Origin of the sequence: Stenotrophomonas sp. FSL W7-1447 (assembly GCF_037966425.1) — a bacterium.
Lineage (GTDB): Bacteria > Pseudomonadota > Gammaproteobacteria > Xanthomonadales > Xanthomonadaceae > Stenotrophomonas > Stenotrophomonas pavanii.
Window position 1 is genome coordinate 4,604,116 of sequence record NZ_CP150199.1, and the last position, 15,794, is coordinate 4,619,909.

Genomic DNA, 15,794 nt, shown 5'->3' on the forward strand with positions numbered 1-15,794 from the left:
CCCGGGGTCGGATCCCGTTCCGCCAGGAACGGGCTCTGCCCCCCGGAGGGTCTGGCCCCATGCAGTTTCCCCCCACGGTTCCCCCCGACCATGACCACCCTCCTGATTGCCGATGACCACCCGCTGTTCCGCGAAGCCCTGCGCGGGGCGGTGCAGCGGGTCATCCCCGGCGTGCAGTTGTTCGAGGCCGACAGCGTGGAAGCGCTGTACGCACTGGCCGACCAGCACAACGACGCCGACCTGGTCCTGATGGACCTCAACATGCCTGGCGCACAGGGTTTCAACGCGCTGGTGCACATGCGCTCGCTGCACCCGCACCTGCCGGTGGTGGTGGTGTCCGCGCGCGAAGAAGCCACGGTGATGCGCCGCGCGCTCGACCACGGCGCGCTCGGCTTCATTCCCAAATCGGCCGACTCGGACACCATCGGCCATGCACTCGGCACCATCCTCGATGGCGAGACCTGGGCACCGCCGGAAGCGCACAACGTGCCGCCCACCGGCAGCGAAGAACGCGAAGTCGGCCAGCGCCTGCGTGAGCTGACCCCGCAGCAGTTCCGCGTGCTGCAGATGCTGGGCGCAGGTCGCTTGAACAAGCAGATCGCCTACGACCTCAACGTCTCCGAAGCGACGATCAAGGCCCACGTCACCGCCATCCTGCGCAAGCTGGGCGTGACCAACCGCACCCAGGCCGTGCTGATGGCCGGCAAGCTGGCGATCGACGACGACGCCATCGTGCTGCCGCCGGAAGAAGATTGAGGGAGTGCCGGCCGCTGGCCGGCAGTCACCTGGAACGCCTGAAAACGCCCTGGTAGGTGCCAAGCTTGCTTGGCACGCGTCTACCGACGCAGCTGCCGGCCAGCGGCCGGCACTACCCGGCACCGCTGCGCTCGCGATATAGCCATCGCTATACAAACCAGCCCTGCCTGCGCGTTTCGCTGGAAATGCGCCACGCGCGAATCGCGGTGCTAAGCTTCGCGTCCCCTTGGGGAGTAGCCGGATTCCTTCGCAGGAATCGTCCACGTCAACATACTCGGCCAGTGCGCCGTGGCGTGGACAACCATGATGGTTGGCGAGACCAGCGGCCCGCGCGCGCAACGTCAGGTTGGGCGCGAGCGCGAGCCGTGCGTCCGTCCTTGCCCGACCTCAGCAGCTGTCCATGTCCCCCATTTCGATCCTCCTGATCGGCTTTGCCATGTCCACCGATGCCTTCGCTGCGGCGATCGGCAAGGGTGCGGCCATGCGCAAGCCGGTGTTCCGCGACGCACTGCGTGCCGGCATCATCTTCGGCGTCATCGAGGCGATCACGCCCATCATCGGCTGGCTGCTGGGCCGCGCCGCGCTGCAGTACGTCGAAGCCTTCGACCACTGGATCGCCTTCGGCCTGCTCGGCGCGCTGGGCATCCACATGATCTACAACGGCCTGCGCCCGGACAGTGCCGAGGACGACGAAGACCCTTCGCAGCATCACGGCTTCTGGAAGCTGGCGCTGACCGGTTTCGCCACCAGCATCGACGCGATGGCGGTGGGTATCGGCCTGGCCTTCATGGACGTGCATATCGGCGTGATGGCCACGGTCATCGGCCTGTGCACGCTGACCATGGTCACCGTCGGCATCATGCTCGGCCGCGTGCTGGGCAGCATGGTCGGCAAGCGTGCCGAGATCATCGGTGGCGTGATCCTGGTGATCATCGGCGCGACGATCCTGTACGAGCACCTGCACGGCGTGGGGTAAAACGCCGAGAGCGAGCGATTGCGTGGTTGCCGGCCAGCGGCCGGCACTACCAGACGTCACATCCACGCATGGCGTGGATCTACTGCCGGGCTGATGAAGCTCTGGTAGATGCCAGGCTTGCCCGGCATGGTTTCACGTCGTGGTTGCCGGCCAGCGGCCGGCACTACTGCGCGTCGCGCAGCGCGCCCAGGAAGGCACGCAGCGAGGCCGGCTTGATCGGCTTGGTCAGCACGCGGTAGCCGCGTTCGCGTGCCATCCGCTTCAGTTCGTCACGCCCATCGGCGGTCAGCAGCGCACCCGGCAGTGGGTAACCGGCTGCTTGGCGCAACGCCACCAGCGCGTCCAGGCCGTCCATGCGGTCGTGCAGGTGGTAGTCCACCAGCATCACCTGCGGGCGCTCGGCGATCTTCTCCAGTGCCTGGTCAACGGTGGCGGCAGTGATCACCTGTACCTGCCAGCGACCGAGCAGCGCACGCATGCCGTCGAGGATCTCCTCGTCGTTGTCCACGCAGAGCACGCGCAGGCCCGCCAGGGAGTCGCTGCGCACGGGTGCCGCTACAGCCTGTACCGGCGCGGCCAGGTCCGTATAGCCCGGCAGCGCTGCCACCCGCGGCAGGATGATCGAGAACATCGAGCCCTTGCCGACCCGGCTGCGCGCGCTGAGGCGATGGTCGAGCAGGCGCGAGATGCGCTGGCAGATCGACAGGCCCAGGCCCAATCCCTGCTCACCCCAGTCGAACGGCTGCTGGTAGCGATGGAATTCATCGAAGATCTGCCGCATGTGGTGCTCGGGAATGCCCGGGCCGGTATCCCAGACCTGCAGCTCCACTTCATCACCACGCTGGCGCACCGCCAGCACGATGCGGCCCTGGCGGGTATAGCGCAGCGCGTTGGCCAGGAAGTTCTGCAGCACGCGCCGCAGCAGGCGGCGGTCGCTGCGCACCCAGGCCGGACGCGTGAACAGGTCCAGGCGCAGGCCACGGCCGGCGGCGACCGGGGTGTACTGCGCGGCCAGTTCGCGCATCAACGCACTCACGTCGAATTCGCCGATCACCGGGTGCAGGCCACCGGCATCGAGCCGGGAGACATCCAGCAGGCCATCGAGCAGTTCTTCGGCCGCACGCAGCGACGCATCCACGCGTTCGGCCAGGTGCTTCTGTTCATCGCTCACGTGGTCGCTGTCGCGGAGTGCGGAAGCAAACAGGCGCGCAGCGTTCAGCGGCTGCAGCACGTCGTGGCTGATCGCCGCCAGGAAGCGGGTCTTCGACTGCTGCGCGACCTCGGCCTCATGCGAGCGCTCGGCCACGCGCTGTTCCAGCGTTTCGTTGGCTTCCAGCAGCGCCTTCTCCGCGTGCTTGTAGTCGGTGATGTCGTTGTAGCTGGTCACGTAACCGCCGCCGGGCAGCGCCTGGCCGCGCATTTCGATCACCTTGCCGTCGCTGCGCGTGCGCTCGAACACATGCGGCGAACCGGCGCGCATGTAGCCGATGCGGCGATTGATCTGCACTTCGATATCGCCCTCGCCCAGCTCGCCGCGCTCGGCGTTGTAGCGGATCAGGTCAGCGACCGGGCGGCCCACATAGAGCATGCCGTCGGGGTAGCCGAACATGTCCTGGTAACGGCGGTTCCACGCGGTCAGGCGCATGTCCGGATCGACCACGCTGACCCCGGCGCTGATGTTCTCCAGCGTGGTCGACAGGATCTCGCGGTTGAAGCGCAGCTCCTGCCCGGCTTCGTCGAGCACCGCCACCACTTCGCCCAGGTCCATGCCCGAACCACGCAGCAGGCTGGTCAGCAGCAGGCGCGCCGAGGCCGCACCAATCGACGCGGCCAGCAGGCGTTCGGTGAACTGCACCCACGGCCGGTCCGCAGGCGCCGAAGACTGCAGCTCGCGGCCCAGCGACTGCGCCTGCTCGAAGAACGAGCGCCGTGCATGGCGCTCGCCGACCACGCGCGAGGCCAGCGCCAGCAGGTCGCCCACGTGCACGTGGCCGGGCCAGCCACCGGCCACCGACGGGCGCTCGGCATACGGGTCGAGGAACGGTGCGGCGCGCAGGCGCTCGTCGACACCGGGTCGCCAGCGTGCGGACACCAGCATCATCGTCGCCGCATTGACCAGCAGCGACCAGAACGTGCCGTGGGTCAGCGGATCCCAACCGGTCATGCCGAACAACTGCTGCGGGCGCAGCCACTCGATGCCGAACGGGCCGTGCTGCACCCAGGCGGCATCGACCCAGCCGGCCATGGTCATCGCCGGCAGCAGCAGGGTGTACAGCCAGGTGGCGAAGCCCAGCAGCATGCCCACCTCGACGCCGCGTCGGCTGGCACCGCGCCAGTACAGGCCGCCGATCAGGCCGGGCGCGAACTGCGCTACCGCCGCGAACGCCATCAGACCGTACGAGGCCAGCGTGCTGTCGTTGCTGCTGGTGCGGTAGTAGCTGTAGGCCATCAGCGCCAGCAGCAGGATCGCCAGGCGGCGGATCCACAGCACGCGCGAGGCAACGTCGGCCGCCTCCTGGTGGTCGCCGCTGCGACGCAGCAGCACCGGCATCACCAGGTCGTTGCTGACCATGGTGGCCAGCGCGATGGACGACACGATGACCATGCCGGTGGCCGCCGAGAAGCCGCCCACGTAGGCGATCAGCGCCAGCGCGTTGCGGCCCTCGGCCAGCGGCAGGGCCAGCACCATCGAGTCGTCGGCCACGCTGCCACCGGTACCGAACAGGGTCACGCCGGCGGTGGCGATCGGCAGCACCATGCCGGAGATCAGCACCAGGTAACCGCCGAACATCCAGCGCGCGCGGCGCACGTCGCGTACGTCACCGCACTCGACCACGGCCACGTGGAACTGGCGTGGCAGGCAGATGATGGCGAGGAAACTGAGCAGCGTCTGCGAGATGAAGCCCACCGGCGGCAGGCCGGTGAACAGCGTATGCACTGACTGCACCACCGCGTCGGTGCGGTTGCTCAGCCACAGGTAGGCGAACACGCCCACGGCCAGCATCGCCAGCAGCTTGATCACCGATTCGAAGGCAATCGCCAGCATCATGCCGTGGTGGTGCTCGGTGGCATCGACCTGGCGGGTACCGAACAGGGTGGCGAACAGCGCCATCAGCAGGGCCACGTACAGCGCCGGATCGGTGAAGAAGCCGGTGGGACCGGTGTTGCCGGTCAGCACCTGCAGGCTCATCGCCACCGCTTTGTACTGCAGGGCCAGGTACGGGATGATGCCGATCAGCGCGATGATCGCCACCAGCGCCGCCAGTCGCCGCGAGCGGCCGAAGCGCGAGGAGATGAAATCGGCGATGGAGACCACGTTCTGGCTGCGCGCGATCAGCGCCAGGCGCTCGATGATGCGCCAGCCGAACAGCAGCAGCAGCAGCGGGCCGATGTAGATCGGCAGGTAGCCCACGCCGTTGCGCACGGCGGTGCCGACCGCGCCGTAGAAGGTCCACGACGAGCAGTACACGGCCAGTGCCAGGCTGTAGACCACCGGCCGCAGCCACGGCCGGTCGGGGTACATCGGCCGACGGTCGCCCCACCACGCCACGCCGAACAGCAGCGCGGCATAGGCAACCGAGACCAGCAGCAGGATCCAGCTGGAGACCACGCGCGCGTTTCCGTCGGAAGAACCCGCAGTGTAGGCCAGGCGTGGCCGGGGGTGCGGGCGCGTTGGGGGCAACCACCCCCACCAGGGTGGGGGCCTACGTGGTGCGGGCCACGACCGTGGGTCGTGGCCGGCGTCTTACTGGGCCGGCACGCCCATTTCCTTCAGCAGTTCCGGTGCCGGGTAGACCTTGGCCAGCAGCCAGCGCAGGTAGCGCATGTCCACGTGCACGGCGCGCTTGTAGCGCGGGTCGAACCACCAGCTGGCGCTGACCGACTCCCAGTTGCTGTCGAAGTTCAGGCCGATCAGCTCACCCTTGGCATTGAGCACCGGCGAGCCGGAGTTGCCGCCGGTGGTGTCCAGGTTGGTCAGGAAGTTGACCGTCTGGGTGTTCAGCGCCGGGTCGGCGGTGCTGCCGAAGTCACCCTTGGCGATCGCCGCCAGCAGCGGCTTGGGCGCATCGAACGGATAGGCGTTGGTGTTCTTTTCGACGATGCCGGCCACGGTGGTCACCGGCGAGTAGGTCACGCCATCGCGCGGGTGCAGCGCCTCGACCTTGCCGTAGCTGATGCGCAGGGTGCGGTTGGCATCCGGGTACACCGCGCGGCCCTGCTTGGCACGCCAGGCGAACAGCGCCTGCATGTACGCCGGGCGCAGGCGCAGCTGCTCGCCTTCGCGGGTCTTGCTCTCGTTCTCGATGCGCAGCTGCGCGGCCACCAGCGGGCCGGCCACGGCGATCAGCGGGTCGGCGGCCAGGGCCTTGCCTTCGCGCGCAGCCGCGAAACGCGACAGGCGCTGCGCCTCATCGCCCAGCTGGGTCCCGGCATACAGGGTGTCCAGCGCCGTGGCCAACTGCTGCGGGGTACGGCCGAAGGCCGCGTCGAACTCGGCCACGCGCTGCGCGTCGGGCAGCTGCTGGTAGCGGGTCAGCAGGGTGGTCAGCAGGGCCTTCTCGACCTCGGGCGCGTAGCGACGCTGGACCTGCTTGAGCACGCCTTCGATCATCGCCTGGTCGCGCTGCTGGTAGCCGCTCTCGCGCTGTGCGTCCGGCTTGGCCGATTCGATCCGCAGGCGTTCCAGCAGCAGCGCCGAGCGCAGCAGCTGGCTCTGTGCGGCCATCTGTTCCAGCAGCAGGTCGCGCTCGCCCACCGCCGCGCCCTGCGACAGGTTGGCCAGCAGCGCCTTGATGTCGCCCTGGTACCTGCGGTCGGTGGCGGCCAGCATGGCCCGCTCGTCGGCGGCACGCTGGGCCTTGGCGTCGCTGCGCAGCAGGCCTTCCAGCTCGCCGGCGGCGCGCTTGCGGTTGTTCTTCAGCGACTGCAGCTGCGAGGCGTAGCGGGTGCGGGCCTGCGCGTCCTTGGCGCTGGCCGCTTCGATGGTGTCGATCATCTGCTGGAACACCGACACCCGGCGCGGCAGCACGGTATCGATCTGGCCGGCGAATTCGGCCGCGGTGCGGTGGCGATAGGTGATGCCCGGGTAGCCGGCCAGCATCGCGTAGTCGCCTTCCTTCGGGCCCTCGACCGACATCTGCAGGTGCGCCGGCGCCTGGTAGGGCACGTTGTCCTTGCTGTAGGGGGCCGGCTTGCCGTCCTTGCCCACGTAGGCGCGCAGCAGGGTGAAGTCGCCGGTGTGGCGCGGCCACATGAAGTTGTCGATCTCATCGCCGTAGTTGCCGATCGCACGCGGCGGCGCGTACACCAGGCGCACGTCGCTCAGTTCCAGCTGGGCGATGCGGTAGAAGTCGGTGCCGTAGTACATGTTGGCCACCGAGCAGCGCACGCTGCCGTCCTTCTCGCACTCGGCCACGATCTGCTTGCTGGCCGCATCCACGGCATCGAAGTAGGCACGGCCGGTCTTGCCCCGCGCCTGCGCCAGCACCTGGTCGGTCACCTTGTCGAAGCCGACGGTGACCAGCACGCGAAAGTCCGGGTTGGCCGGGCGCTCGTCGGCACGGCCGTTGGCGATGAAGCCGCCGTTGATCAGGTCGTGCTCGGGCGAGCTGTTGTACTGGATCACGCCCATCGCCACGTGGTGGTTGGTCAGCAGCAGGCCGTCGGCGGACACGAAGGAGCCGGTGCCGCCACCGGCGCGCACCACCGCGCTCAGCGGCGGCGCGGTGACATTGGCCAGGTCGGCCGGATTGCCCTTGAAGCCTGCCGCCTGCAGCGGCTTGGCCAGGTCCGGCAGCTGGGTCGGCATCCACATGCCTTCATCGGCGTGGGCACCGGCGGCGAGGGTCAGGCCCAGGGCCAGGGCGGTGGGAAGGGCTTTGCGGGCAGACATCGGCGTTTCCGGCAGTACAGAACAGCCCGGGACCATAGCCGCTGGGGACCGATGGGGCAACGGCCGATGGTTGGGGCGACGCCAGCGGTAGTGCCGGCCGCTGGCCGGCAATCACCGCAGCCACGCATGGCGTGGCTCTATTTCTCCCGCCGCCAGTTGATCGACCCACGGTTTTCCACCGTGCTCGATTCCACTTCCACATCAAACCCGCGGCGCAGCAGGTACTTCAGCGTGATCACCGAACCGGCACCGACCAGCGACACGCCGTAACCCACGTACAGCTTGGGCGAGATGTACTTGCCGACGCCGATCACCGAGCCGCCCAGCGCGCGCGACTGGCTCACGCCGGCATCGTCCAGGCCCAGCTTGGCACCCAGCTGCGACGCCAGCAGGCCACTGCCGGCCGAGAGCGCCGCCGAGGCCGCGTTGACCTGCTGCGCCTGGTCGCTGCTGGCACCGGTCAGGCTGCGTCCCAGCACCAGATAGGCCAGTGCCTCGGACTGCGACATCGCCGGATCGGACCACACGTCCGCCCGCGGCTGCTGCGCACGCCCGGTCACGTCGATGCCGGCGGTGACATCACCGATCCGGCGCTCGGCGCGGATGTTGATGCGCGGGTCGGACACCGCGTTGTAGTTCCAGTTGAGGTTGCCGCGGGTGATGGTCAGGTCCTGCCCATACGCCTTGTAGCGGCCACTCACTTCCAGGCCGCCATTGGCGGTCATTTCGCGGCCGGGCTTGGCCCAGACCTGCATCTTGCCGGTCAGCGCGCCCTTCAGGCCGAACCCGGTCATCTTCACCTTGTCGCCGAGGCTGACCGTCAGGTCCATGTCCAGCGGCGAGGTGCGCGACTCTTCCGGATCGGCCGGGTCCAGCACCACCACGTCCTCGGACACCGAGGTGCCGCGGTCCAGGCGCTCCAGGTCGATGTCGGCCTCGGGCACGTGCACGGTGCCGCGCAGCTCCATCGCCGCCTTGGCCAGGGTGAAGTCGAGGTTGGGGTTGGCGACGATGCGCAGCTCGCTGGTGTTGGACAGCAGCACGTTCTCGCCGTGGATCTTCAGCTGCAGCGGCTGTGCATCACCGAACCACGACAGGCCGCCATCCACGTACAGCGTGCCCTGGCCCGAATTGGCCTGCGCGGTGATCTTGGCCGAACCGTCGGGCTGGGCCACGAAACTACCCTTGCCCTGGTCGAAGGTCAGGCCCAGCGCGGGGAATTCGCCCTTGAAGTTGCTCAGCTGCGCGTCGCCGCCCAGCGACGGCTGCCCGCGCGTACCGCGCAGGCTGACGTGGCCTTCGATCAGGCCGGTCGGGCGCACGATGTCCGGCGAGAACAGCTCCAGCCAGTACAGCCGCGACATGTTGAGGTAGAGCTCACCGTTCAACGGTGCACTGGCTTCCCAGCCGGTCTGCATCTTGGCGTCGACGAATCCATTGCCCTGGAAGCCCATGCCCAGGTAGCCCTTGATGCTAGCCGGGGTCATGTCGAGCTTCAGCGAGAACTGGTCATAGCGCACCAGCTCGCCACGGGTGGTATCGCCCACGGTGTTGCGGTTCTCGCCCAGGCGCACGCCGCCTTCCTTCGAGCGCACTTCCACATGGCCTTCCCAGGCCGCGCCACGCGGGCGGATCTGCGCGTCCAGGCTGACGTCGCCGCGCAGGTAGATGCGGCGGCCGGACTGCGGCGGCAGCCACGGCTGCACCAGCGCCAGCGGCAGCGCGTCACTGCGCACCACCAGGCCTTCGCGCGGCCAGTTGGCCTGTGCGCACAGCGCGCCGCTGCTGGCGGCGGCCAGGCAGGCTTCGGACAGGGTGTAGGTGCTGCCGTTGATCGCGAACGCCGCCGGTGCACGCAGCGACCAGGCATCGCCCTTCACCGGTGCGACGCGCAGCGAGGCCAGCTCGCCACGCCACTGCGCACCCTGCTGGCGCACGCTGCCCTGCAGCTCGATCGCGCCCATCTCATTGCGGGTCTGCGCAGCCAGGCGCAGGTTGGACACACTGCCCTGCGCATCCACGTTCAAGCGCTCCAGCAGCATGCCGGCGTTGACCTGCTGGCCCTGCACCGCCAGCGCGCCGCTGTCGCCGCGCCACGGCAGGTGGCCCTTGATGCTCACGCTCTCGGCGCCGTAGCCGTCCCAGTTGAGGTTGTTGCCGACCAGGTCGGCGGTGATGTCCGGCGCATCGCGCGGCCCCTTCACCTGTACCTGGCCACGCAGGCCACCATCGGCACCGGGCAGCAGATCACTCAGCTGCAACGGTTCGAAACGTGCATCGATGTCGAGGCGGTCGCCGACCTTGCCCGACGCGGTCACCCGGCTGCTGCCCAGCGACAGCTTCAGGTCACCCTGGCCCTGCGCGCCCTGCAGTGCGAACTTGCCCTGTGCATCAAGGTTGCGCTGGCGCAGGATGCCCTTCAGCGACGGCAGGTCGACGGTGGCTTCCAGCGTGCCGGCCGTGCCCGGTGCAGCGTTGGCTGGAGGCGGCAGCTGCCGTCCCTTCGAGGCCAGGTTGCCGGACAGGCGGCCGTTCCAGCCCGGCACGAAGTAGCCGGGGTCGAAATCCTTCAGCGTGGCCTTGGCATCCCAGTCGAGCTGCGGTGCCCAGGCCACCTGCCCTTCCACCTGCAGCTGGCCACCCGGCGTCTGCGCCTGCAGCTGGTGGATCGACGCGGCCTGGTCATTGCCGCGTACGTCGAACTGCAGCTGCGCCTTCTGCGCCTCGCGTTCGATCTCGGCACGGCCGATCGCCGCCCAGGCCTTCAGGGTACCGGCCAGGCCGAAGCGTGCTTCCTTCAGGGTGACCGGCACCGGTGCGCTGCCAGCCGTGTTCGGGTCGGGTGCCGGCACGTAGGTCAGATCGCGTGCGACCACGGAGAAATTGAGTTTCTGCTGGCCTTCCTGGCTGAAGTCAGCGGTGCCCTCCAGGCGGGCTTCGCCGCCGAGGCCCTTCACCAGCAGCGGTGAGACCTTCAGCACCTGGTCCTGCAGCGACACCACCGACGGTGCCAGTTCCAGTTCCTGATCGCCCTGCTTCACCCTGCCGCGCAGGTTGGCATTGCCGCCCTTGCCGGCGGCGGTGAAGTCCAGCGACAACGGCGCAATCGCCGAGCTCGCCAATGCCGGCGAGAGCAGCGACAGATCCAGTTCGTCGCTGCGTACCGTGGCATTCCAGGTCGGGTCGGTGCGGCCGTCGAATACCAGCATCGCCTGCAGCGGCTTCGGCGCGCGCCCGGCTACGGCCACTTCCATGTGCGACAGGTCGCCACGTGCGACCAGGCCCACCGTAGCGGCGGTGCGCCCGCGCGGCGCCGGCAGCACTGCGGTCACGGTCACGTCGGTGTCGTAGTCCTTGGCCGGGATGTAGCGGCCCTGGGCCGTAAAGTTGCCCAGGTCACTGTCCACGACCAGCTTGTGCGCCTGGAACTCGCCGTTGGCGATCTCGATGCCGCCACGCACGCGGCTGATGTCGATCACCGGCTCGTTGGCCTGGCTGATGCGGAAGCCATCGATGGCGATGACATCGGCCTGGATCGCCAGCGGCATCTCGATCTGCGGCAACGAATCGGGCCACGACGGCAGCTTGAAGGGCTCATCGCTCTTGGCCAGGTTCAACGTCGCGTTGGTCAGCTCCAGCTTGTCCAGCAGCAGCTTGCGGCCCAGCAGCGGGCGCAGGTCCGGCTCCAGGTGCGCGCGCTCGGCGTGGAAGTGGATGTCGTCGTAGCGGAAGTCGACGTTGTACAGGGTCAGCGGGCCAGCCACCGGGCCGTCCACCTTGTCCCAGGTGAAGCTGGCGCCCACCGGCAGGCGCGCCACCACCTGGGCCAGCAGCACATCGCGGCCGGCCACGGTCTGCAGCAGCCAGTACACCGCCAGCAGGGCCAGCAGCACCAGGCCGATCACGCCCACCCCGGACCATGCCCAGAAGCGGCGGCGGCGGTAGAAGCGCACGCGCGGCGGCGGCGTGCTCGGGGTCGGTGCGGGCATGCTCACAGGTCCGCTCCGATGTTTAGGTACAGCTGGAACTGCGAATCCGGGTTGTTCAGGCCATGCGCCACGTCGATGCGCACCGGGCCCACCGGCGATTTCCAGCGCACGCCGAAGCCGACGCCGGTGTGCAGGTCGATGGTGTTGTCAAAGGCGCTGCCGGTATCGACGAACACCGCCGCGCCCCAGGGGCCGCCATTGAAATAGTGTTCGTATTCGGCCGAGCCGATCACCAGGTTCTTGGCGCCCAGCGCGTATTTGTCGGGTTTGGGCGTGCGCGGGCCGACTTCGCGGTAGGCGTAGCCACGGATGCTGCGGTCACCGCCGGCGAAGTAGCGCAGGCTCGGCGGCATCGCCACCAGGTCACTGGTCCAGGTGGTGCCGCCTTCACCGCGCAGGATCAGGCGGTTGCTTTCACCCACCGGGATGTACCAGCGCAGCACGGCGTTGGCCTGCACGAAGCTGGTATCCGAGCCAGCGCCTTCCACGCCGGCACGCACCGTCGCCGCGCCGCTGATGCCCTTGCGCGGGAACATCTCGTCGTCGACGTTGACGTAGTCGGCAACCATCTGCGGGTACACCAGCGTCGAGGTGTTGTAGACGGCATCGGTGAATTCGGTGCCGGATGCGTAGCGCCAGCGCTCGCGCAGTGCGTTGATCGAGGCGATCGCGGTCCAGTGCTCGTTGATCTCGCCGCTGCGGCTGGCGATCAGCTTGAAGTTGCGCAGATCGATGTAGTCGGTCTGCTCGTCGTACGCGCTGGCGGCGAAGGTGTACCAGCCGTCGAGCCAGTTGAAGGCCGGAATGCGGTAGCTGGTGACCAGGCTCTTGCGCTTCTGCGCATAGTCCAGCTGCGTGTTCATCTTGTGGCCGCGGTTGTTCAGGAAGCGCCGCTCGATGCCACCGCGCACACCCGGGCCGCTCTCGCTGCCGTAGCTCAGGCCGGCGGTGTAGATGGTGCGCTTGGCGCGCGTCAGCTTCACATCCACCGGCACTTCGCCGTTCTCGTCGGCCTGGTCCGGGCGCGGCTGGATGTCGATCACGCTGAAGTAGTCCAGCTTGGTCAGCGACTCGCGCAACCGGTCCAGCTTGCCCTCGTGGTAGTAACTGCCCTGGTCCCAGTAGACCAGTGGATCGAACAGCTTATCGACGAAGTAGTCCTGCTGGAAGCGCACCGGGCCCATGTTGTAGCGGCGGCCGCTGTCCCAGGTCAGATCGATGTCGGCGGCGTTGTCGGCGCGGGTGATCTGCACCTGGCGCTGGGTGTAGTCGGCGTCGAAGTAGCCGCGCTCGGCCAGGCGCCGGGTGATGGTGATCTTGCTGGCTTCGTACTGGGTGTGCTCGAAGCGCTGGCCCTTGCGCGGCTTGAAGGCGGCCAGGTCGTCCTGCAGGTACTGGTCGTACATCGCCGGCCCGGTGATGTCGATGTGCTCGCGGCGCACGGTCACCGGGGTGCCCTTGTCGACATGGATCAAGACGCGCACATGCTCATCCTCGCGCGGCGCCTCGACCTTGATCACAGGGTTGTAGTACCCGAACGGTTCCAGCGCCTGGCGGGTCTGCCGCTCGGCCTGCGACAGCAGGTACTCCAGGCGCGATTCGCCCTGTTCCTTGCCGATCGTGTCGTACAGCGACAGCGATTCCTGGATGTTCTCGATGATTGCGGCGTCGTCGCCCTTGTCCAATCCCTTGATGTCCACCTTGTCGATGGTGCCGCGCGCGTGGGCCACGGAGGTGGCGGCCAGCGACAGGACCATCAGCGGCAGGGCGTATTTCTTTGGCTGCATGCGGGACAGCATACCGACCGAAGGTGACGATGCGAAATGCATCACGCCATTGGGGATCGGTTGTTAAGTGGCGGTCAAAATACGCGCCTCTGTGGCGATCATCGCAATCGCAGGCGAGGATGCCGGCATCGTGCGCGATGCCGGCGATGACCCCGATGGACATCCGCCGGCCGCTGGCCGGCAATCCACAGGTCGATGCGATGCGCGGTGGCAATGCCGGCCAGCGGCCGGCACTACCGATACGGGCATCAGCTCGACAGATGCTCGATCGCCGCCACCTTGCCCAGGCGCTCGCCCAGCATCGTCAGCAGCGCAAGGCGATTGCCGCGCAGTGCCGGATCCTCGGCATTGACCATCACGCCATCGAAGAACGCGTCGACCTGCGGACGCAGGCGGGCCAGGCGCGCCAGCACCGCCACGTAGTCCTTGTGCTGCAGGCTGGCGCCGGTGTCGTCGATGGCGGCGGTGACCGCTTCGGCCAGCGCGCGCTCGGCGTCCTCCTGCAGCAGCGCCGGGTCGATCTGCGCCGGAATGTCGCCCTCGGCCTTGCGCAGGATGTTGCGGATGCGCTTGTTGGCCGCAGCCAGTGCTTCGGCTTCCGGCAGTGCGGCGAAGGTGCCGATCGCATCCAGGCGGCGGTCGAAGTCGTACAGCGAGGCCGGCTTCAGTTCGGCCACCGCGTTGAAGTGCGTGGCCGGCACGCCCTTGTCGCCGTAATAGCCCTTCAGGCGGTCGAGGATGAAGTCGTACAGCTCGCCGACATCGGCCTGCACGTTGCGCGCGGCCAGGCCGGCGTTGGCGCTGGCCAGCAGCGCGCGCAGGTCCAGCTCGAAGCCGCTTTCGATGATCGTGCGGGCCAGGCCCAGCGCATTGCGGCGCAGGGCGAACGGGTCCTTGTTGCCGGTCGGCTTCAGGCCCGCGGCGAAACCACCGGCCAGCGTGTCGACGCGTTCGGCGATGGCCAGCACCTTGCCCAGCGGCGACAGCGCGATGTCATCACCGCCGAAGCGCGGCTGGTAGGCCTCGTCGATGGCCAGCGCCACCTCTTCCGGCTCACCACCGGCCACGGCGTAGTGGCGGCCCGCGATGCCCTGCAGCTCCGGGAACTCGTTGACCATGCGCGACTGCAGGTCGTTCTTGGCCAGCTCGGCAGCCCGCCTGGCCTGCACCGGATCAGCGCCGACCTGCGGCGCGATCACCTCGGCCAGGACCGCCACGCGCGCCACCTTGTCGGCCACGCTCCCCAGCTTGGCCTGGTAGGTTACCGTCTTCAGGCCGTCGCCCATCGACGCCAGGCCCTGCTTCAGGTCCTCGTCGAAGAAGAACTTGGCATCGGCAAAGCGCGGGCGGATCACCCGCTCGTAGCCCTTGGCCACCTCGGCCACGTCCTTCGATTCGATATTGGCGATGCCGATGAACTTCTCGGTCAGGGTGCCGGCGGCATCCAGCACCGGGAAGAACTTCTGGTTGATCTCCATCGTTTCGATCAGTGCTTCCTGCGGCACTGCCAGGAAGGCGCGTTCGAAGCTGCACAGCACCGCCGACGGCCACTCGACCAGGTTCACCACCTGCTCCAGGTTGTCGTCGCTGATGCGGGCGCTGCCACCGGCCTTGGCCGCGGCAGCCTCGACCTCGGCGACGATGCGCGCGCGGCGCTCGCTCGGGTCGACCAGCACGAAGGCGGCGCGCAGGGCTTCAACGTAATCCTGCGGCTGGGCCAGCGACACGGGCTGGTCGTGGTGGAAGCGATGGCCACGGCTGATACGGCCGGCCTGCAGGCCGAACAGCTCGGCCTCCACCACCTCGGTACCGTGCAGCAGCACCAGCCAGTGCGCCGGGCGCGCAAAGCCCCAGGTGTGGTCGCCCCAGCGCATCGGCTTGGGAATCGGCATCGCCGCAATCGCCTCGCGCAGGATCTCCGGCAGCAGGCTGGCGGTGCGCGCGCCCGGGGTCACCGCACGGTGCACGAAGCGCTCACCCTTGTTGTCGGTGGTCTTCTCCAGCGCGGTCCAGTCGATCCCGGCCTTGGCGGCGAAGCCCAGCAACGCCTTGGTTGGCTGGCCTTCGGCGTCCAGTGCGATGTTCAGGTACGGGCCCAGCACTTCGCTGTGCTGTTCCGGCTGTTCCAGGCCAACGCCCGGCAGCAGCACGGCCAGCCGGCGCGGGGTCGACAGCGGGCGTGCATCGCCCAGGTCCAGTGCGACGCCGCGCGTGCGCAGCCCTTCGACAATACCGTCGAAGAACGCCTGGGCCAGGCCCGGCAGCGCCTTGACCGGCAGCTCCTCGGTGCCCAGTTCGATCAGCAGGGGGGACAGTTGGCTCATCGGTTCGATCCTGTGGTGGGGGCGCAGCGCGCGACGCGTCCGGCGCCCCGGGTAGTTGATGAAAAGCGG

7 protein-coding genes and 1 riboswitch are annotated in these 15,794 nt (G+C 68.3%); of the genes, 2 read left to right on the plus strand and 5 right to left on the minus strand.

Going from position 1 to position 15,794, the window contains the following annotated elements; genetic code table 11:
- The first annotated feature begins 90 nt into the window (after nucleotides 1–90).
- Nucleotides 91–756 carry a response regulator transcription factor gene (locus NSQ78_RS21370; protein ID WP_006477308.1) on the plus strand — a complete coding sequence of 222 codons (666 nt, stop codon included), beginning with the start codon at nucleotides 91–93 and terminating at the stop codon, nucleotides 754–756.
- 222 nt (nucleotides 757–978) lie between these two features.
- Nucleotides 979–1,068: riboswitch (yybP-ykoY riboswitch) on the plus strand.
- Between the two features lie 88 nt (nucleotides 1,069–1,156).
- A complete protein-coding gene (locus tag NSQ78_RS21375; protein WP_049471108.1) occupies nucleotides 1,157–1,732 on the plus strand; it encodes a manganese efflux pump MntP family protein in 576 nt (191 codons plus the stop codon).
- Between the two features lie 163 nt (nucleotides 1,733–1,895).
- On the opposite strand, the gene NSQ78_RS21380 is transcribed toward NSQ78_RS21375, so the two are convergent.
- From NSQ78_RS21380 to glyS, 5 genes are all read right to left on the minus strand, one after another.
- Complete coding sequence (locus NSQ78_RS21380; protein WP_064239533.1) at nucleotides 1,896–5,342, minus strand: PAS domain-containing hybrid sensor histidine kinase/response regulator; 3,447 nt, start codon at nucleotides 5,340–5,342, stop codon at nucleotides 1,896–1,898.
- 135 nt (nucleotides 5,343–5,477) lie between these two features.
- Nucleotides 5,478–7,625 (minus strand): S46 family peptidase, encoded by a 2,148-nt coding sequence (locus NSQ78_RS21385; protein WP_064239534.1) that lies wholly within the window; start codon nucleotides 7,623–7,625, stop codon nucleotides 5,478–5,480.
- A 137-nt stretch (nucleotides 7,626–7,762) separates the two neighbouring features.
- A complete protein-coding gene (locus tag NSQ78_RS21390; protein ID WP_064239535.1) occupies nucleotides 7,763–11,614 on the minus strand; it encodes a translocation/assembly module TamB domain-containing protein in 3,852 nt (1,283 codons plus the stop codon).
- Between the two features lie 2 nt (nucleotides 11,615–11,616).
- Nucleotides 11,617–13,413 carry an autotransporter assembly complex family protein gene (locus NSQ78_RS21395; protein WP_064239536.1) on the minus strand — a complete coding sequence of 599 codons (1,797 nt, stop codon included), beginning with the start codon at nucleotides 13,411–13,413 and terminating at the stop codon, nucleotides 11,617–11,619.
- A 236-nt stretch (nucleotides 13,414–13,649) separates the two neighbouring features.
- A complete protein-coding gene (gene glyS, locus NSQ78_RS21400) occupies nucleotides 13,650–15,725 on the minus strand; it encodes a glycine--tRNA ligase subunit beta (protein WP_064239537.1) in 2,076 nt (691 codons plus the stop codon).
- Between the last annotated feature and the right edge of the window lie 69 nt (nucleotides 15,726–15,794).